The organism is [Mannheimia] succiniciproducens MBEL55E, from assembly GCF_000007745.1.
Classification (GTDB): domain Bacteria; phylum Pseudomonadota; class Gammaproteobacteria; order Enterobacterales; family Pasteurellaceae; genus Basfia; species Basfia succiniciproducens.
In genome coordinates this window covers 1,148,800-1,169,520 of record NC_006300.1, presented here as the reverse complement: position 1 = coordinate 1,169,520, position 20,721 = coordinate 1,148,800, and the positions used below count along the sequence as shown (strand labels likewise).

Here is a 20,721-nt window from a genome sequence, read left to right as displayed (position 1 = left end):
TTCCTTGTATAAACTAAAAATGCCGTTTCTATAATAATGGGCTGAATAAGAAAAACAGTTTTTCAATAATTCGTGTAAACACCGGGCGGTTTAACCAGCGTTGTTCGTCCAGCAACGTGGCACCATTCATATAGTTTTCATGGAGCAAACTGATTTCATTGGCGAAAGTTTGGTCTTCAACTACCATGGTCACTTCGAAATTCAGCGAAAAACTGCGAATATCCATGTTTACCGTACCGACCAGTGCCATTTTGTTATCAACCAGGATACTTTTTGTATGCAACAGTCCTTCCGTAAAGTTATAAATTTTTACACCGGCGGTGAGTAGATCATCAAAATAAGTACGGCTTGCCCAGCGAACCATAAGGGAATCGTTATGCACCGGCAAAATCAGTGACACATTCACGCCTCGCAGCGCGGCAATTTGCAACGCATCTACAATATTCTGACTCGGCACAAAATAAGGCGTGGTGATTGTAATACTTTCCTTGGCGGCAAAAATCGCCGTAGCAAGGGATTGTTCCATTAAATCCGCCGGCAACCCGGGGCCGGTGGCGAGAATTTGTACCGCGTGAATATTATAATTATCCATCGGATGTTGGGGGCTTGGCAACGGCACATAAAGTCCTTGCCCGCGTTCCATTTCCCAATCCCATGAATGCAAACCGTTCAGCACGGCGGAAACCGGGCCGTCGATACGTACCATAATGTCGATCCATTTTCCTACATGGCTGTCTTGCTTAAAGAAATTCGGATCAACCATATTCATGCTACCGGTATAAGAGATTTGATTATCGATCACAATAATTTTGCGATGTTGACGTAAATCAATACGGCGCAGGAAAACCCGCAGCAAATTTACGTGCAGGGCTTCTTCAATTTCAATACCAAGTGCGGTCATTTTTTGGTAATTTTCGCTTTTGAAAAACGCCCGGCTTCCTACGGAGTCCAGCAGAATATGAATTTTCACGCCGCGTTGCTTGGCTTGAATCAACGCTTGCTGTACCTGCTCCACCAGACCGCCGTTTGACCAAATATAGAATACCATATTGATAGAATATTGAGCCTGGTGAATGTCATCAATAATATTTTGAATAATGCTTTCCGGAGTGTCCAGAATATGTAATTCGTTGCCGTTAATACAGGGAATGCTTAAACGGCGTTGGGCAAGAGCAAATAAAGGGCTGGCAAGCGACGGTTGTTGATCGTTAATCAGTAAATGTTGTTGGTTTTTAAGGCCGGCGAACCATTTCATATATTTGGGTAATAATTGTTTAGAGGCATTTGCCCGCCGTTTGCCCAAATTAATTTCGCCCAGTACCAAATAAGCCAGGATGCCGACTACCGGCACAATATAAATAATCATCAACCAGGAGAGCATTGCCGAGGAGGATTGCCGTTTGATAATTTGGCGCAACGTGATGGTGACTATTAATGTCCACATAATCACCGGCACAATATATGCTATAATCGAGTCTAAATTAATATTCATTCTAACCGCACTTTTTGAGAACTTTATGCAAGAATTCAAAATTATACATAAACATAGGGATTTTATCATCATTGATAAACCAAATGGCGTAAGCGTGCATAGAGACGAAGCGGAAATCGGCTTAACCGGTTTGTTGGCAAAACAGTTGAGTGTCGCGCAAGTCTGGTTAGTTCACCGGTTAGATAAAGTGACCTCAGGCCTGCTGATTCTTGCTTTAAACGAACGATCGGCGGCGGAATTTTCGTTATTATTCGCCCGACATGAAATCAGCAAGACTTATCTTGCCTTATCCAAACAAAAACCGAAAAAAAAGCAGGGATTGATTATCGGTGATATGGAAAAAGCCCGCCGAGGAGCCTGGAAACTTTGCCAGACAAAGCAAAACCCTGCCGTTACCCGCTTTGAATCGGTAAGTTGCGAGCCTAATTTACGTTTATTTATTCTAAAACCGCAAACCGGTAAAACCCATCAGCTACGCGTCGCAATGAAAAGTTTAGGCAGCCCGATTTTAGGCGATGAACTTTACGGCGGAAATTCCGAAAAAAACGACCGCACTTATCTGCACGCTTTCCGATTGGAATTTACTTATCAAGGCGAACCTTTCCGCGTGCAATCTTTACCGCAAACCGGCGAATATTTTTTACGGGAATCCGTGCGGGAGAAAATTGATTCTGTCTAAATTCTTTAAAGATACAGTCAATATTAGGTCGGGTTATAAGTAACCGTTTGTTTTACCCCCTCAGTCACTTCGTGACAGCTCCCCCAGCTTCGTGGGGGAGCGATATTGTTGCGTATTTTGATAACGACAACGCTATTTCAATCCCATTCCCTCCCCCGCGAAGTCGGGGAAGATGCCTGCAAGGCGGAGGGGGAAAATCCCCGCCCCTCAGTCACTTCGTGACAGCTCCTCCAGCTTCGTGGGGGAGCGATATTGTTGCGTATTTTGATAACGACAACGCTATTTCAATCCCATTCCCTCCCCCGCGAAGTCGGGGGAGGTGCCAGCAAGGCGGAGGGGGTAAAATTAATCACTCATAAAATTGAAAAGCTAATAAGCATGTCATATATGCAGTTTAATAATAAAACATTACGATTTTGTTCTTTAAGTTACTAGTAAATAATTTACAAAACATGACAAAATTTATTCTATTATTGCTTGTTTTTTGATCCAAATGACTACTTTTCTACAGAAATCTCTAATAAACTACCGGCCATTTGAAATAGAGTTATTATTAGCCTTTTAAAATATTTATCAGGATTAGGTTATGAGAGTTTTTACGGGCGTTATTTTGTCATTATGCAGTGCCTGTGTTTTAGCGGTTGATTCACCAAATTTAAACCAATTGAATGTACAATCGGATGCAGCATTGCAACAAAGGCAAGAGGAACAAAACAAAGCGTTACAACGACAACAGGTCGCAGATCCCAATATCCGATTAGAAAACCGGCTTGAACCCTCCGAGGGTTTCCCCGAAAAAGAGAATCCCTGTTATCAGATTAGTCATATTATTCTTACTGATTTCTCGCCTGAAATTTCTGATTTTTCAGTAATACCACCATCTTCAATTCCCAGTAGCCGGTTTTATTGGGCGCTGAATGCGATTTATTCTACTCGTGATTTTTCACTACCTCACTGCTTGGGCAGTGAAGGCATCAATATTCTATTAAAACGTATTCAAAATCGCCTGATTGAACAAGGATATATCACAACACGTGTTGTTGTTCAGCCTCAGAATTTACAAAACGGAATACTCGTCATTACTGTTATTCCCGGGAAAATAGGTCAAATTCAATTGCAAGATGAAAGTAGTTTTCCTTATGCAACTTCAGCAACATTATGGTTTGCAATGCCTACAAATAATGGGGAAATTTTGAATTTACGACATCTTGAACAAGGTTTGGAAAATTTAAAACGAAATACTAGTGCCGATGCCAATATGCAGTTATCGGCGGTTGAGGATGAAGTCGGTGCAAGCGATGTAATCATTCGCTATAAGCAGGGGTTTCCTATCCATTTGACATTAGGGCTGGATGATTCCGGTACTAAAGCAACCGGGCGTTTGCAGGGGACGGCTACGCTATCCTGGGATAACATGTTTTCATTAAACGATTTATTTTATGCCAGCTTTACCAAAAGCATTAAACGCCATAGCGATAATGTTGATGAGCCTCACGGAAGTAAGAATGTCAGTTTATATTATTCCGTACCTTGGAAAAATTGGTTACTGACATTATCAGGATATCAATATCGCTATCATCAGTCTATTGCCGGTGCATTTGAGAACTATCAGTATTCGGGGAAGAGTACTCAACTGCGTATGAATTTAAGTTACTTGCTTTACCGCAACAGTAGCCGAAAAAGTTATATCTCATTTGGCGGATGGGCTAGAAAATCATTTAACTATATTAATGATGTTGAAGTTGAGGTACAGCGTCGTCGTATGGCAGGTTGGGATATCGGATTAAAACATATCGAATACTTGGGTGATGCTACATTGCAAATTTCCGCCAATTACAAACGCGGAACCGGTGCGTATAAAGCACTTCCTGCGCCGGAAGAATACTTTGATGAGGGTACGTCGAGACCGCAAATAATTACTGTGGGTATTGATCTGAATTATCCGTTCAATATTGGCGAACAACCTTGGAAATTCAATACCTCCTGGAATGCGCAATGGAATCAGACACCACTGATTCAACAGGATAAATTCAGTATCGGAGGGCGTTATACCGTTCGTGGTTTTGACGGTGAATTATATCTTTCCGGTGAACGGGGTTGGTTATGGCGTAATGAGCTTGCATGGAATGTATTTAACAAAGGACAGGAACTTTATCTGGGCATTGATAAAGGAAATGTTTACAGCCGATTCGATGATTTACCCGGTAATTCGCTCGTCGGCGGTGCAATCGGATTGCGTGGAAAAATATGGGGATTGGATTATGACTATTTTGTTGGTGTTCCGATAGATAAGCCGGCAGGATTTAAAACCAGTCATGTTACAACCGGATTTAACTTAAATTACCGTTTCTGATTATGAAAATTGAAACTTTTGATGTCATTGCACCAAGTATTTTTAGTGATGAGCCGCTAGACGAATCTCAACTATTCGGCGCCTTTGCAACCATTTGGTTGCGTTCGGAGTATCACAGCAAAGCGCCGTTATATCGATTCGCAGAACGGATTTTACCTGTGTTGAGGAATAAGCAGTTTGCGTTATTTATAAAAGATAATGAGCCTGTCGCTTATTTTTCTTGGGCTTATTTTACCCAAGAGGCGGAAGAAGCTTATTTGCATAATGATGATGTATTACTTGAGGCGGGAAATTGGTGCGCCGGAAACAATTTATGGATCATTGACTGGTTTGCACCCGCCAATTTAACAAAAGAGATTAAGCCGCTTATTGAGCGACATCTTTTTCCAAATGAAATTTTAACCGCACTTTATCACAAAAGCGCCGTTAATCATGTACAAAAACGCTACTTTAAAGGTTGTGCGGTCAGTCGGGAACGATTTCGGGATTTCATCAGAAATCATTCCTGATATGAATTTAGTGTTGTTTTATTGAATTAAAATTTAGAGATAGAAAGATGAACAAGCGTTGTTATCGTATTATTTTTAGCAAAACATTGAATTGTTTGGTTGTTGTATCCGAGTTGGCGAAAACTGTCGGCAAAGCCGTTGCAGAATTTTCCAATAAATTGTTGCCAATGCGGTTCTTCCGACAAAAAACACCTGATTTTAGCCTGCACTTTGCGGCATTTATCTGTTTTATCGGACTTGGAATCATCTATGTGCCGCAAGCAATGGCTAAGCCGTTGGAAATTCATGCGGATCGTTCGGCACCATCCGGCAATCAACCGACGGTATTACGTACAGCAAATGGCATTCCACAAGTGGATATTCAAACACCAAGTGCCGGCGGTGTCTCACGCAATGTTTATTCACAATTTGATGTCGCTGAAAAAGGCGCCGTATTAAACAACGCACGTAAATCGACAAATTCGCAACTAGCCGGCTGGGTAACTGCCAATCCTAACTTAGTCCGGGGTGAGGCTAAGGTCATTTTAAATGAAGTAAACTCTAAAGATCCAAGTCAGTTAAAAGGGTATGTGGAAGTTGCCGGGAAAAAGGCCGACGTCATTATTGCTAACCCGAGCGGCTTGCACTGTGATGGTTGCGGTGTGATCAATGCAGGCAGAACCACGTTAACGACAGGGCAGGTCGAATTAGAAAACGGTAATGTAAAAGGCTTTAATGTACGCGGCGGTAAAGTAGAAGTCGCTGGTAAGGGGATGGATACTTCACGAGTGGATTATACCGATATTGTCGCCGGTAAAGTCAAAGTTGACGGCGGAATTTGGGCAAAAGAACTGAAAGTTACAACAGGTAAAAATAAAGTTGATCGTACCAATAGTAAAGTTGTGTATGTCGGTAATGATTCTACCGCCCCGTCTTCATCGGAGAATATGGATAAGCAACCTATTGCTTATGCGGTGGATGTGAGTGAATTAGGCGGTATGTATGCTAATCAGATTCACTTAGTAGCAACAGAGCAAGGCGTCGGCGTAAATAATGCCGGTAAAATAGGTGCTTCGGCCGGAAATGTTCATATCGACAGTAACGGGAAAATTACCAACAGCGGATATTTGGGCGCTCAGCAGGATATTGCTGTTACAGCTAACAATAATATTGAAAATAAAGGTTCAATTTACACTCAACAAGGCGATATAAAACTAAAGGGGCGGGATATTTCTCAACAAGGTAATATTATCGCCGAAGGTGCCGCACAGAAAAAAGGTCGCGTTCAGATTACGGCAAACCGAGATATTCAACAAAGCGGAGATACATTAGCTGAAAATTATATTGATTATCAGGCAAAGAATATTAAGGTAACAAATAACGCCACTATTGTAGCCGGACTGGATTTTACCCAAAATACGCTCGCTGATAAAAGCGAAGCGGGGAAAAATGCTCGTTTTAATGCTGAGAAAAGTGCGGTCATTAATGGCAAAATTTTATCTTCTAATCGCACTGAAATTAAAGCGGCTGATATTAACCTGACTAATAGCCAACTTCACTCAAACCATCTTTCGGCAACGGCAAGTGTCGGTAGCATTATCGCATCCGATAGCAATATTTATACCGAAAAATCGGCGGTATTCAGTACGCCCGTCTCATTAGTTACTCAAAACGCGCAACTTAATGCCGGTCATATTTCGATAAATGCAACCCAAGCGGATAATACTCAAGGAACCTGGATCAATCGAGACGAGCAGGATCTTAATCTGAATTTGCAGCGCGGTTTAACCAACACTCGCGGACAAATTGCAACAAACGGGCAATTGTTGTTTAACGGTGAACAAATTGATAACCAAGCGGGGCTAATTAGCGCCGATTCTTATCAAATTTCCGCAGCTACTTTTGATAATGCAAAAGGTAAGTTAATTCAGCAAGGTGTAAATCCGTTTAATTTAACGGTAAACGGTACTTTAACAAACGATAAAGGCGTTATCGGTTATCAAATGCAAAACCTGAATACCGCCAATAATAGTATGGAAAATCCCGTACATTCCGACAATATACCGACAAATACCGCAGAGAATATTACGGCAAATACATCAACATCAGAAAAACCGATTCATTCGGGTACCGATGCCATTGATGTAAGCGACAAAATTATTAATATCGTAAGCAATGTTAATGTTACTGAAAAACTTAATAATACGGACGGATATATTTTATCCGGCAGTCAAACCGTACTTTGGGGTGAGGGAAAACTTTCTAACGATTCAGGCACCTTAAATTTATCTGAATTTACTTGGGAAAGTAATAAAAATATCAATAATCAATTGGGCTTGATTAGTGCGCTTAACGCATTATCGTTACATGCTGCCGAATTAAATAACAACCAAGGTACAATCCGAAGCGGAAAGAATATTTTATTATCAACCCATGCGCTGAGTAATAATGGCGGATTAATCCAAAGCGGCGGAAATGTGACAATCAATACCCATGGATATAATTTGGATAATTCAAATACTCTTTCGAGCAATGGGAATAAAGGTATTGTTACATCCGGTGAGCTAAATCTAAGCAACATTAATCAGTTAAATAATGAGCAAGGTTATATCGTTTCGACACAGGCTCAACGTATTCAAACCGAAAAGCTTAATAATACAAGGGGTACGCTCGCAACAAATAATACGCAATCTTTAAAGGTAACCGGGACTTTACAAAATCAGGACGGCAATCTTTACAGCGGCCAATTAACATTAGACAGCAATTTGCTTATTAACCGGAAAGGTAATATTACTGCCGCTTCAGCACTTGATATTACGGTTAAAGGCGCGCTTGATAATACTCAGGGTATTATTGCGGCAAAGGAAAATTCAGTAATACAAGTCGCTACATTGGATAATCAAAACGGTTTAATCGGTATTGAACAAGGTAAACTTAATCTTACCGCCGCAACCCGACTGACTAATCAGCGAGGTCAAATTATTTCTCAAGGGGATCTACGGCTTATGGGCGGTGACTTACAAAATAATCAATCGGGTACGATAAAAAGTCTTGCTAAATTAACCGTTAATACGGGTAACCAGCAAATTAATAACCAACAGGGAACGCTCTCTTCGGCCGGAGAACTGACGATTCAAAGCGGTTATTTGGATAACCGACAGGGATTGATTTATGCACAAAAATCACTCTTCGTTGATACGCATAATCAAAATCTTGATAACCGAAACAGCGGAACAAAAGGTATTCTCAGCTTAAGCGACATCATTTTACAAAATATTGGTCAGCTGAATAACAGCCGGGGGCAAATTCAGGCTCAACAGGATTTCTCTGTCAATGCCGATACTATTAATAATACTGGAAATGGATTACTTTACAGTAACACCGATTTAAGTTTGAAGGCAAAATCCTTAGATAATCGTCAAGGTACGGTTCAAGCCTTAGGTAATGTGACATTTGATCGGTTTTCAACGGTTAATAACAGTGTTGAAAAGAATAAATCCGGCTCATTAATTCAGGCGGGGCGTGCGCTTACCGTTTCTGCGTTAAATATTGATAACCAAAATACCAAAACCGCCGAGACCGTTCCTACGCAAGGGCTTGTCGGACAGGCTGTAGTATTATCGTCTGATGCGGTAAATAACAGACAAGGCGGTATTTACGCAGCTCAAATATTATCGGCAAATATCAAAAATCTAATTAACAACCAAAAAGGCGAAATGCTATCGGGCGGTACATTAAATGCCGTCGGTTCCGCATTAAAAATCCAAAACAGTGAAGGTGTGATTGCCTCTGTCGGTAAATTGGCGATTGATGCCGCGCAAATTTCGGACATCGGTAAAATACAGAGTAAAAATGATGCCGATATTGCTTTAAAACAGGATCTTACTTTGAACGGCGGCATTGAAGTAGAAGGCAGTCTGAAGCTAAAAACCAACAATCTCACTAATGACGGTTCATTATTAACCGGTAAAGGACTACACATTCAAACGGGTAAGTTGGTTAATAATGAAAAGGCAATTCTTAGTTCCGGTACCACTTTACTTAATGCCAATTCAATAACGAATTACGGGTTAATTAACGGTAGTAATACGTCATTGAAAACAATCGATCTTAACAATCTTGGTACCGGACGAATTTATGGTGATCAATTGTCTATTCAGGCGCGTGAGTTAAATAACTTTGAACTTAATGGCAAATCGGCAACCATTGCCGCCCGCAAGCGGCTTGATTTAGGTGTCGGCACGTTGACAAATAGAAACGACAGCTCATTAATTAGCTTAGGAGAAATCCATATCGGCGGAACTTTGGATTCCCGTGGCTATGCGACAGGCAAAGCCACGGCTGTGTATAACCCGAACGGATTGATCGAAGCGCAGGATAATATTTATATCAACAGCGGGCTTGTCAGTAATACGCATAATTACTTCCGTACGGCATTGAAATTGATTTCTCAAGAAACGGTAACCGAATATCAGGGCAGCGGCGATCCGACCATCTATGAAGAGGGTACCCCCGGTCTTTATGTATTTAATCATGAATCCGATCACTTACATGTACCGACCGGCGCTTATTATGAATCATGGTATAAATATCATTATTTGAAAAGCGTTCAGCGTACCGAAGTATTACCGGCAGAATATGAGCCCGGACGTATCTACAGCGGCAAAAATATCACCATCAGAGGCGATAGAGTTGACAATATTAACAGTCGTATAATCGCCGGTGGGAAATTGGATATTCCGGCAAATATTTTGAACAATAAAGAAGAAACCGGTGTTGAAATTGTTACTAAAGCAGGTTGTGCAGAAGGATCAAGAAGTGAAGCCTGCCGTAACCTGCCTGCCGAACTGAGAGGATACGGTGACGATGTATCATTGCGTAAACATAGCAATAACAGCCCTTACGGCTTACATAGTTACTGGCGCCATCATGAAAAAGGCAGAGATAGTACGGGGCATAGTCGTCAAGACTATACACCGCCGCAAGAAATCAAGGAGGGGATTCCTTTAGAGGTCGCGGCGTATAAAGAATACAGCCTGCCAAGTTTCGGCAAAGCGAATATTTCCGCGATCAATGTACCTCAATCCATTGATGTTCAAGTTAAAAGTGCGGTACAAAATGAGAAAGAATTTAAACCGTCTTCACTTTCATCGGATATAGCCGTTACTGAACAAGATGTTACAGTAAATAATCAAACGACAGGCTCGATTGTTAAAGATAATGCGGTAGTCAGGACACAAAATCGCGCTATCGCATTGCCGCGTAGCAGTTTATTCATGGTGAATCCGCAATCTGGTTCGGGCTATTTGGTAGAAACCGATCCGGCATTCACCCAATATCGTAACTGGCTCAGTTCCGCCTATATGATGAATGCGCTGAATTTAGATTCGGACAGCATGCATAAACGTATTGGCGACGGTTTCTATGAACAACGTCTGGTACAGGAACAAATTGCCGAATTAACCGGTCGAGTTTATTTATCCGGTTACTCAAATCAGGAAGAACAGTATAAAGCACTGATGACTAACGGTATCACCGCGGCTTCTCAATTCCAATTAACACCGGGAATGGCATTAACCGGCGAACAAATCGCCCGCTTAACCAGCGATATTGTATGGCTTGTGAACAAAACCGTTACTTTAGCTGACGGCAGCACCGCCACCGTGTTATATCCGCAGGTTTATGTGGTTGTACAAAAAGGCGATATAAACGGTTACGGCGCATTGTTATCCGGTGATATCACAGCAATTCAATCTTCCGAGATGACTAATAGCGGTACCCTTGCCGGTAAAAATTTACTGGCGATTTCGGCAGAAAATATCACAAACCGATTCGGTAAAATGACGGCGGACAATACCCTTGTATCAGCCGAACAAGACCTGGTAAATATCGGCGGCACGATTGAGGCGGCACAAATACTAAATGTAAATGCGGGGCGGGATATTGTTGTGAATACAACCACTCACCGCACTCAGAATGCCAACGGTGAAACCGTAACTCTCGGCATCCGGGGCGGTTTTTACTTAACCGGCAAAGACGGCAGACAAATGTGGGTAAATGCGGGACGGGATATAAACTTAACGGCAGGCGAGATTATTAATAACGCACAAAATGCATTAACCGCGATTCAGGCGGGACGGGATATTTTATTGAACTCTGGGCAACAGTCCGACCGTTATGAGAATATTCGTGATGCGGAAAACTATCTGAAAACGGCAAATCGCCGGGACATAGGCACGATGATTAGCAGCCAAGGCAGCGGAAAGACCGTATTGCAAGCGGGACGTAATATTGAGGCGAAAGCGGCAGCCGTCAGCGCCGGCGGAGATGTACTGCTTAATGCCGGCAATAATGTCACATTATCAAGCGGGGAAGAATATCATTATGTGGATTCCGCATTCAAAGATACGGGACGGGGTTTCTTAAATAAAACGACAACAAAAACACGGGATATTAGCGAACAGACATTCGCCATTGGCAGCCAGCTGGACGGTAACAATGTGGATATTTTCACTCAACAGGGCGATGTAAATATTATCGGCAGCGATGTAGTGGCGGAAAACGAACTGAATGTTGCGGCGAAAAACATCAATATTGCCGCCGCCACCAATCAAGTTTACAGCGAAAACCTCAAGCAAGTGAAAAAAAGCGGTTTAATGGGCTCGGGCGGTATCGGATTTACGATTGGTTCTCGCTCTCAGAAACACGTATACGGTGAAAATACGATAACGCAAAGCGACGCCCGTTCGACGGTAGGCAGTGTGAACGGCAATGTGAGCATGACTGCGGAGAATCATGTTAATATTGAAGGTTCGGATGTTATTGCACAGACGGATAAATCCATTGATATCATCGGTAAATCGCTAACAGTGGAAGCAGGACGTGATGTGATTGACAGCACGGAAACGCATGAGTATAAAAAATCGGGTTTAACCGTATCTTTGAGTACGCCGGTAACGGATATGGCATTAAATGCGCGGAACAGTCTGCGCTGCAGTAAAGAAGTGAAAAATGAGCGGCTGTCTAACCTGTATCAGGTGAAAGCGGCTCAGGAAGCCGTGATGGCAGCACAGGCGGCAGATAGTACGATAGATTCAATAAATGCACTGATTGGTGACGGTCAAATGGTAGAAGGCGATGTTTCTAATCCAAGTTTAAAAATATCTATCGGTGTCGGTTCCAGCCAATCAAAACAAACCAGTCGTAGTCAACAAATCAGTTACAGCGGTAGTGAGCTAAGTGCGGGTAATATCAACCTGAAAAGCTCGGCGGGTGATATTAATCTGTTCGGCTCGACGATAAATGCGACGAAAGCAGTGCTGGACAGCGCGAATAATATCAATCTGTTTTCTTTACAGGATAGTTATCGAAATCGTAGCGATAATGAAAACAGTGGCTGGAATGCCGGGGTCTTTGTCGGTATGAACGGTAACAGTTTTGGCATAGGTATTGAAGGCTCGGCACAATCGGGTAAAGGCAGAGAAAATACGGATACCATCACTCAGAAAAACAGTTACATAAACGTTCGGCAGGCGGTTATTCGCAGTGGGCGTGACACGAATCTTAAGGGGGCGGTTATCAATGCGGAGCGTTTAACGGCGGATATCGGTGGCAATCTCCTTATTGAAAGCCGTCAGGACAGCAACGTTTACAATAGTGAACAGAGCCAGTCCGGCGCAAATTTTGCGGTAGCGGTTTACGGTACGGGAACAAATGTAAACGTAAACGCCTCAATGGATAAAGCAAAACTGAATTATGCTCAAGTAGAAGAACAATCCGGCTTCAAGGTAGGACGTGATGGCATGGATATCAATGTGAGGGGCAACACGCATTTAAAAGGCGGGTTAATCGAAAGCGAAGCTGCCGCGAATAAAAACCGTTTTAGCACTAACACATTGACAACGGAAGATATTGAAAACCACAGTGAAGTAAGCGTACAAAGCGTAAGCGGCGGTCTATCCACCAATATGATGGCAAATGCGGTAAACGCCATGCGAGCGGCAATAAGCGTGCTGGGCACGGCGAATAAGGATGATCACAGTACTACGCAAAGTGCCGTTTCGGGCAATATCGACCTTAACATAAAAAATGGCGAAAAACCGACCGCACTTTCACAGGATACGATGAATGCAAATAAGCAAGTTAATCGCTATGATATAGAGGAATACAAAGAAAAAGCGGAGCTGGCACAGGTTATCGGCGAAATCGGACAGAACGGCATAACTATTGTTTTACAACCAAAACTGGATAAGGCACAACAGGAGAAAGACGAAGCGGAAGCGATACTCAAAAACCCGAATTCGACAGCCGGTGAAAGACGAGAAGCGCAAATCCAATTTAATCAGGCACAGACAACCCTGAACCAATATGGTAAAGGCGGAGATATCCAAATGGCAATTCGCGCGGTAACCGGCGTACTGCAAGGTATTGCCGGCGGGGATGTCAATGCGGCTATCGTAAACGGCTTATCACCTTATGCAAATCTGGCGGTAAAAGAAGCGACAACGGATAGCCTTACCGGCGAAGTTAACTTAGTCGCCAATTTAATGGCACATGCGGTATTAGGCGCTATTGAAGCGCAAATAACCGGCAATAATGCGATTGCCGGCGCAGCGGGTGCGGTAACGGCGGAAGCCACGGCAACCTTGTTGGCAAAAAGCTTATATGATGTAGGCAAAGTGGATAGCAGCGGCAGAATCAAAACCGTCAACGACCTAACGGAATACGAAAAAGACAGCCTGCTTGTATTAAGTCAAGTGGCGGCAGGTATTACCGGCGGTGTAATAGGTGATAGCACTCAAAGTGCGGTAGTATCCGGGGATATTGGAAAACGGGCGGCGGAGAATAATTTATTTGGGACGGTTTTAAATAATCCTCAAATCAACTGGCAGGCTGTTGCAGAAGGAGAAAAAATCAAACGAGAACGAGATGAAGAGATAAGAGCCTATATTAAGAAAGAACACCCAGTTATTTATCAAACAGCTGAAGGAACATATTACTTTATGAGTGCAACCGGTAAAGCAATTTATGTAGCTAGAGAGATGGTTATAGAGCTTGCTCCAATGGTGATTGCACCAGAAATCGCTGCAGGTACAAAGGTATATGCAGCTGTTTCAAGAATAGCTTTATCAGGCGGGGCTAATGTAGTAGCCCAAAAAGTAAGTGGGCAAGAGTTTAATTGGGCTGAATTTGGTGGGGCTGTGGTTTCAGGTGCTATCACTCCATCACTGAAAACGACAAAAGAAGCTATTCGTTTTAATGCAGGGGTTGGTATGGCTGTCGGTTTAGCTAATGGAGGGGATGGTCTAGAAAGTGCCACTTATTCAGGAATAGGTACATATATGGGAGGTAAAATATCAAATCCTACTTGGTCTGCAATAGTCAGTGAGGTAATTCAAAAAATACCAACAATTAATGAAAGCCTAAGTAAAGAACATGAAGGGAAATAAATATGAAGCGAATTTTCTTAATATTCTTTACTACTTTTATAGCATTTAATATTGCGGCTATTATTTCTATTTTGAAACGACAAGGATGGAGTGTTGATTTTGATCTAGCATTAAAGATACATTATGAAGTTTCAGTTTATGCTTTAAAATGTGGCGTTATTGGAGTTGTCGTTGATTGGATTTCAAGAGATTGGTTTAAAAAAGATGACTAGTAGCAAATTTCAGTAAGAGATTCTTTTATTAGTATCTAATTTTAAATACCCGTAACCTCCAAGCAGTACTATTTAGCAGGAAATTTGCAAGTTTTTCTTAAAATCATACCGCTTGTGTTTTAATTAAAGATATTTTTCCAAGCTATGTTGATCTTAGTTGTTATCGGCAAAAGCGAGGATGCTTGCGATATCGAGAATATCCATTTTATGGAGGTGCAAGAATGATTTATGCAGGATTTTCATCTTCTTTAACAACATTTTATGTATCTAAAGATAGAACCGAATTAAAAATGTTCTTTCTAGATTTAATAAAGTACTTGTACTTAACCAAAAACAAGGAGCATAAATTAGTATCAGATAGATTATATAGAAAATATCTATATGGCTCTGATATTTTAAAAGCAAAAAATGTTATTGAAAATATATATGATGACTTTTTGTTATTACAAAAAATAAACAAAAAAGAAACATATGTTAAATATATAAAAAGTCTTTGCAAGGCTTTAAATGAAAGCCTTGAATTGATTGCTCTTGATGAACCTAATGTTAAAGTACAAATATATCTCATGTTGCCTTATTGTATGGAAGAAAAAAAATTAGTAATAAATTTTTTGATAATCTTCCTAATACAGCAGAGCCGTTTTGGTTACGAGAAGTAAGTATGGATGAATATGTTAAGAAATATTCTAGATAGTATTACTTTAAGAGGAATAATGAACAAAAATTTTTTCAGGAGATTTTCAGCAAGACACTACAACTCAGCAAAACAGACTTTGGTGAATTTAACAAGTAAAATCAAAGTGGTACAAGTGCTCCCTCAGTGATATTGAGAACCATAGCCAAAGTCGTGCGGTAACCGCCAGCATCTCGGGCACGCTTGCCAGCAAAGCGGAAACACCGAAAAATGAGGCGGAAGCGAAAGCGGCGAAGGTTAAAGCCGCTAAAACCAAATTGGTGGGTACTCCGCAAAGTAGCGGCATTAACCCGGGCATCCCGATGTACAGCAATGACAGTGATAGCTCTACCACTAAAGCAACATTGACGGAAGGCAGAATCACTTTAAACAAAGACAGTAACCCCACTCAGGTGACTGCACAATCACTGGGCATTAATACCCAACTTGAAGGAGCGAACCGACAAGTAGCGGCACCGAAAGATATTCACCGCGAGCTGAAAGACCAACAAATCTTAAGCCGAGCGGCAGGTGATGTGGCAGGGGCGGTCAGCAGTTATGTGGATAGTCGCAAAGAGGCGTTAAAAGAGGAGCAACAAGCCGCCTTAGAAGAAGCGAAAAAAGCGCAAGCCCGAGGTGATGTCACTACGGCAGAAGCCAAACTTGCCGAAGCCAATGCACTGGAAAACGAAGCAAACCGTTGAGATGTGTGTGGTGATAAAAAACGTCAAGCGACAGTTATTGCTTCAGCATTAAGTCTTGCGGTGGCAGGCAAACGAGCAGAAGCGATTGCTGCCGGTGCGGTTTCACCTTATGTGAAGGAAGTGATTAAAAAAGCGACTGACAGTCCGGAAATGCAAGCACTCAACATTCCATTACACGTACTATGGGGTGAGGTGGAAGCAGAGTTGGCAGGCGGCAAAGCACAAACCGGTGCTATTGCAGCCGGCGTCGGCGAAGTGGGCGCGGCGGTATTAGCGAAATCCGTTTACGGCAAAGAAGCGAGCGAGCTGACCGTTGAAGAAAAACAAACCCTACTGAATGCCAGCAAAGCCTTAGCCGGTGTTGCCAGTGCGGCGACTTCGGCTAATGGAAATGCGGCTTCGACCTTGGCAGAGACCAGCATAGGCATGACGGTGGCTGAGAATGCGGTGGAGAATAATTATTTAAGCCAACTCTCTGACAATAGACGAATCTGGTTACGTGAACAGCTTAATAGGGATGATTTATCTTCAGTTCAAAGAGAAAAATATGAGCAAGAATTTATTCAATTAGAACAAGATAATCACACGAGTGATATTCTGGTTGCAAAAGCAAAATATAATCCAGAGTCCATGACCCAATCAGACTGGGAATTATATCAAAATTATGCAACTCGCTATTATTTTGAAAGTATCAGGACTGAAAAACCTGAGAATGTTATAGCTGATTTAGATAACATTTTATCAAATCAGTATATAAAAGGTTATTCATACCCTTATGCCACCGCAGAAAAATATAGACATGAATTACCAAGCAGATGGAGTTTATTTGGTACAAATAAATCTGCTGATGAACAATTCTATACCGATATTTATAGCAAATATCAGAATAGAAAAACTTATCAGGAATCATTTGATGGACGCGTTGCCCAATCTACAGCGGAGGCTTTAAGCTATGCCGGCACAATGCTCTCAGCAGGAACAGTCGCATCAGTAGCTTCTAAAGTTGGAAAATTTACAAGTAATGGTATAAACAAAGCAAGTTCAGCCATTGGAACTTTTGCAACTAAATATCCAAAGGCTGCAGAAGGTATAGTTGTAGGTTCTATTTCTACAGGATTTGATTTATATAATGGTGATGCCTCACCTGAAAAAACTGCAATGAATTATATTTTAGGTAGAGGACTAGCGGGTAAATCTTGGGATAAACAATTATCAGTTAATGCCATTTATAAAGGTGTAATTTCAGTAAATGAAAATAGATCTGATAAAGATATTGTTCTTGGGCAAGTATCTAATGCAATAGCTCTTGGTTCTGGAGAATCGGTTGAAGGATTATTGAATCTGGTTGGTCAGAAAGGTATATCTAAGCAAATAATATCAAATATTGTATCGGGGTATGTTGAAAATAAAATAGATAATCGTAGTAAAGATAGTAAGGAAATTAGAAAGGAGGGAGATAAATAATGAAAAAATTATATTTACTTCTAGCGTATATACTTCCATATTTTTCACTTTTATTAATAGAATTTTTATATACCATAATGTATGAAGATGGAATTGAAAAATTTTTTGAGATTCAAAAGTTTACAGATCCCATAATTCCTGCTGTATTAGCTACATTATTAACAGTATTTTTAGGTAAATTTACCAATTACAAAAAATAAATGAAAGGAAGTATTTAAAAAAATATACTATCTATACACTAGACTGAATTAAAGCTTTAAATATAAAATTTATAGTGGAATTTTTTCACCAACATATTATTTGAAGAAGGTATAACCTCCAAGCGGTACGATTTACCAAGAAATTTGCAAATTTTTCTGAAAATCACACCGCTTGTGTTTTAATTAAAGATGTTTTTTCAAGCTATATTGGTTTTAATTGTTATCGGCACAAGCGAGGACGCTTGCGCCATCGGGGCGATGGCTACAGGGTTAGCAAATGGTAGTGATGGTCTTACTGAAGGGGGTATTATCTGGTACTGGAACATATATAGGGGGAAAAGTATCTAATCCAGCTTGGTCATCAGTGATTAGTGAAATTATTCAAAAAACTCCGATTATTATAAAAAAAGCTCTTGATAAGGATGTGGAATAAAAATGAAAAGAATAGCATTAATTTTTATTACTACAATGATTGCTTTTAATATCGGAGCATTAATAGTATGGTTAAGAAATTATGGGTTAAGTCTTAGTTTTGACTCAATAATAAAAGCTCATTATGCTGTATCTATATATGCACTGAAATGTTCTGTTATTGGAGTTGTTGTTGATTGGATTTCAAAAGATTGGTTTAAAAAAGATGACAAGTAGCAAATTCCAGTAAGAGATTCTTTTATTAGTATCTAATTTTAAATACCCATAACCTCCAAGCGGTATGATTTACCAAGAAATTTGCAAATTTTTCTGAAAATCATACCGCTTGTGTTTTAATCAAAGATGTTGTTTCAAGCTATGTTGGTTTTAGTTGTTATCGGCACAAGCGAAGACGTTTGCGCCATTGGGGGATGTTCATGTCAATAACCATACTGAACTGACCGGTGGTTTAGTCACATCCACCGATAAAGCGGAAGTAGAAGGTAAAAATCGTTTTAGTACGGGAACCTTAAATGCGACAGATATTCAAAACCAGGCGGAAACTAGTGGTAGTGCTTATAAAGTAAGCGGTAGCGCCGATATTAACGGAGGCTGGACCGGTGATAAAAAAGAAGCCCTTTCTGCCGCCATCGGTTATGGTGAAGTGGATGAAAACCAAACGGCTACCACAAAATCAGGTATTAATACCGCTAATATCGACATTCGAGATAAGCAGGAGCAAGTGGCCAAAACCGGTCAAACGGCAGAAGATATGCTAACTCAAGTAAAAACCGAGATTAGCACGGACATGGCTACACAAAATTCAGGCGTTTTGGAAAACCACTTTGATAAAGATACCGTTCAAAAAGAGCTGGATTACCAAGTGAAAGTCACCAGCGAATTCCAGGAAATTACCCTACCTGAAATCGACCGTCAAATGGCAAACAAAGCAGCGGAATACCGAGAAGAGGAGAAAATCTTCCGTCAGGCTGGTAACGAGCAAGCGGCGAATGAAATGGCGGCTAACGCTGAAAAATGGGAAATGGGCGGTGAATATAAACAACGGGTGGATGCGATTGCCAATGCCGTTGGTTTAGCACTTGGCGGTGTCGGGGTGGAAGGTACCCTTACCGGTGCGGCTTCCCCTTATATTAACGAAGCGATTAAGGCTCAACTGCCGGAAGATAAAAATCGAGCGGCAAATGTCATAGCACACGTTATTTGGGGAGCGGTAGAAGCCAAATTACAAGGCGCCAGTGCCACCACCGGCGCACTTTCTACGGCAGTAGGTGAACTCAGCGCGCCAATTGTTTCGGAAGTGTTATACGGCACCTCAGACCCTAACTTGCTTACGGAAGAGCAAAAACAATTTGTTTCAAACCTCTCTCGCATTGCCGCTACTGCGACAGGTGCCATCAGCTCCAGAGCGGAAGGTAATCGCTCGGTACAAGTAGCCAAGGATGCGGTAACAAGTGGTAAGGTGGCTGAGAATGCGGTGGAGAATAATTATTTAAGCCAACTCTCTGACAATAGACGAATCTGGTTACGTGAACAGCTTAATAGGGATGATTTATCTTCAGTTCAAAGAGAAAAATATGAGCAAGAATTTATTCAATTAGAACAAGACGATCATACAAGTGATATTCTTGTCGCAAAAGCAAAATATAACCCAGAGTCTATGACCCAATCTGATTGGGAATTATACCAAAATTATGCAACTCGCTATTATTTTGAAAGTATCAGGACTGAAAAACCTGAGAATGTTATAGCTGATTTAGATAACATTTTATCAAATCAGTATATAAAAGGTTATTCATACCCTTATGCCACCGCAGAAAAATATAGACATGAATTACCAAGCAGATGGAGTTTATTTGGTACAAATAAATCTGCTGATGAACAATTCTATACCGATATTTATAGCAAATATCAGAATAGAAAAACTTATCAGGAATCATTTGATGGACGCGTTGCCCAATCTACAGCGGAGGCTTTAGGGTATGCAAGTACAATGATGTCAGCAGGAACGGTCGCATCAGTAGTTTCTAAAGTTGGAAAATTTACAAGTAATGGTATAAATAAAGCAAGTTCAGCCATTGGAGCTTTTGCGGTTAAATATCCAAATATCTCAGGAGCAATTTCGGATGGTATGATTTCAAGTGGCGTTCATGTTGGTTATAAATTATCAACAGGACAAGACGTGAATGAGTACGAAGTGTTAGGTGCCTTTGCAGGAGGAGCCCTAACAAGAAATCATACTTTGGGAAATCAAATAAGGATAAATATTGGTGTTGCCACAGTAAGTAGCTTATCAAAAGATCCTAGTGGAAATAGTTTGGGGAAGGATTATTTTGGGGCAATTGTTGCACCAATCATTAATAAACCATTTAGCACAAAAGATTCTACTTTAGGAAACATCGTTGGTGGTTCTTTGGGTGAATATGGGGGAGATCTTGATAATAGAGTGAAAGATTATAAAGAAGTAAAAAAAATCCTTAGCGATGGGGAATACTCAAAATGATAAAGAAAGTAATTTATTGGGTGACTTTGTTTTTAGCTATTTTTTTTGTTGCCTCACTAAAGCACATTGGTATAT

At 41.1% G+C, this 20,721-nt stretch carries 13 protein-coding genes; 12 read left to right on the top strand and 1 reads right to left on the bottom strand.

The genetic code is table 11. The features are described 5' to 3' along the window. Positions 1-28 precede the first annotated feature (28 nt). Positions 29-1,486, bottom strand: coding sequence for a cardiolipin synthase (gene cls / locus MS_RS05375; RefSeq protein WP_041640192.1), 1,458 nt, complete (start codon positions 1,484-1,486; stop codon positions 29-31). Between the two features lie 31 nt (positions 1,487-1,517). Between cls and MS_RS05370 the strand changes: the two genes are divergently transcribed. The 12 genes from MS_RS05370 (at position 1,518) to MS_RS05320 (ending at position 20,646) form a co-directional block, all read left to right on the top strand. Continuing rightward, positions 1,518-2,171, top strand: a complete 654-nt coding sequence (locus MS_RS05370; protein ID WP_011200344.1) for a TIGR01621 family pseudouridine synthase — start codon at positions 1,518-1,520, stop codon at positions 2,169-2,171. 586 nt (positions 2,172-2,757) lie between these two features. Then, positions 2,758-4,524 carry a ShlB/FhaC/HecB family hemolysin secretion/activation protein gene (locus MS_RS05365; RefSeq protein ID WP_011200343.1) on the top strand — a complete coding sequence of 589 codons (1,767 nt, stop codon included), beginning with the start codon at positions 2,758-2,760 and terminating at the stop codon, positions 4,522-4,524. A gap of 2 nt (positions 4,525-4,526) precedes the next feature. Then, positions 4,527-5,033, top strand: coding sequence for a toxin-activating lysine-acyltransferase (locus MS_RS05360; RefSeq protein ID WP_011200342.1), 507 nt, complete (start codon positions 4,527-4,529; stop codon positions 5,031-5,033). Between the two features lie 47 nt (positions 5,034-5,080). Continuing rightward, the gene (locus tag MS_RS05355) at positions 5,081-14,461 is read left to right on the top strand and encodes a hemagglutinin repeat-containing protein (protein WP_011200341.1); all 9,381 of its coding nucleotides are present in this window, start codon (positions 5,081-5,083) and stop codon (positions 14,459-14,461) included. Positions 14,462-14,463: 2 nt separating this feature from the next. Continuing rightward, on the top strand, positions 14,464-14,673 hold the full coding sequence (locus MS_RS05350; protein ID WP_041639746.1) for a hypothetical protein: 210 nt from the start codon (positions 14,464-14,466) through the stop codon (positions 14,671-14,673). A 221-nt stretch (positions 14,674-14,894) separates the two neighbouring features. Continuing rightward, positions 14,895-15,332, top strand: coding sequence for a hypothetical protein (locus MS_RS05345; RefSeq protein WP_041639745.1), 438 nt, complete (start codon positions 14,895-14,897; stop codon positions 15,330-15,332). A gap of 295 nt (positions 15,333-15,627) precedes the next feature. After that, positions 15,628-16,050 (top strand): hypothetical protein, encoded by a 423-nt coding sequence (locus MS_RS05340; RefSeq protein WP_041639744.1) that lies wholly within the window; start codon positions 15,628-15,630, stop codon positions 16,048-16,050. A gap of 3 nt (positions 16,051-16,053) precedes the next feature. Next, positions 16,054-17,514, top strand: a complete 1,461-nt coding sequence (locus MS_RS05335; protein ID WP_011200338.1) for a VENN motif pre-toxin domain-containing protein — start codon at positions 16,054-16,056, stop codon at positions 17,512-17,514. Further along, entirely contained in the window at positions 17,514-17,714 is a 201-nt protein-coding gene (locus tag MS_RS05330) for a hypothetical protein (protein ID WP_041639743.1), read from the top strand. Before MS_RS05335 ends, MS_RS05330 begins: the two co-directional genes overlap by 1 nt. A 277-nt stretch (positions 17,715-17,991) precedes the next feature. After that, positions 17,992-18,147 carry a hypothetical protein gene (locus MS_RS11140; protein ID WP_157847499.1) on the top strand — a complete coding sequence of 52 codons (156 nt, stop codon included), beginning with the start codon at positions 17,992-17,994 and terminating at the stop codon, positions 18,145-18,147. A 2-nt stretch (positions 18,148-18,149) separates the two neighbouring features. Beyond that, positions 18,150-18,362, top strand: a complete 213-nt coding sequence (locus tag MS_RS05325; RefSeq protein WP_041639741.1) for a hypothetical protein — start codon at positions 18,150-18,152, stop codon at positions 18,360-18,362. 154 nt (positions 18,363-18,516) lie between these two features. Then, a complete protein-coding gene (locus tag MS_RS05320; protein ID WP_011200337.1) occupies positions 18,517-20,646 on the top strand; it encodes a VENN motif pre-toxin domain-containing protein in 2,130 nt (709 codons plus the stop codon). Positions 20,647-20,721 lie beyond the last annotated feature (75 nt).

What these genes read in the sequence shown, in the direction of transcription:
- MS_RS05325 (WP_041639741.1), top strand. Translation starts at nt 18,150, where the DNA reads ATGAAAAGAATAGCATTAATTTTTATTACTACAATGATTGCTTTTAAT.
- MS_RS11140 (WP_157847499.1), top strand. Translation starts at nt 17,992, where the DNA reads ATGGTAGTGATGGTCTTACTGAAGGGGGTATTATCTGGTACTGGAACA.
- MS_RS05330 (WP_041639743.1), top strand. Translation starts at nt 17,514, where the DNA reads ATGAAAAAATTATATTTACTTCTAGCGTATATACTTCCATATTTTTCA.
- MS_RS05345 (WP_041639745.1), top strand. Translation starts at nt 14,895, where the DNA reads ATGATTTATGCAGGATTTTCATCTTCTTTAACAACATTTTATGTATCT.
- MS_RS05350 (WP_041639746.1), top strand. Translation starts at nt 14,464, where the DNA reads ATGAAGCGAATTTTCTTAATATTCTTTACTACTTTTATAGCATTTAAT.
- MS_RS05365 (WP_011200343.1), top strand. Translation starts at nt 2,758, where the DNA reads ATGAGAGTTTTTACGGGCGTTATTTTGTCATTATGCAGTGCCTGTGTT.
- MS_RS05370 (WP_011200344.1), top strand. Translation starts at nt 1,518, where the DNA reads ATGCAAGAATTCAAAATTATACATAAACATAGGGATTTTATCATCATT.
- MS_RS05360 (WP_011200342.1), top strand. Translation starts at nt 4,527, where the DNA reads ATGAAAATTGAAACTTTTGATGTCATTGCACCAAGTATTTTTAGTGAT.
- MS_RS05355 (WP_011200341.1), top strand. Translation starts at nt 5,081, where the DNA reads ATGAACAAGCGTTGTTATCGTATTATTTTTAGCAAAACATTGAATTGT.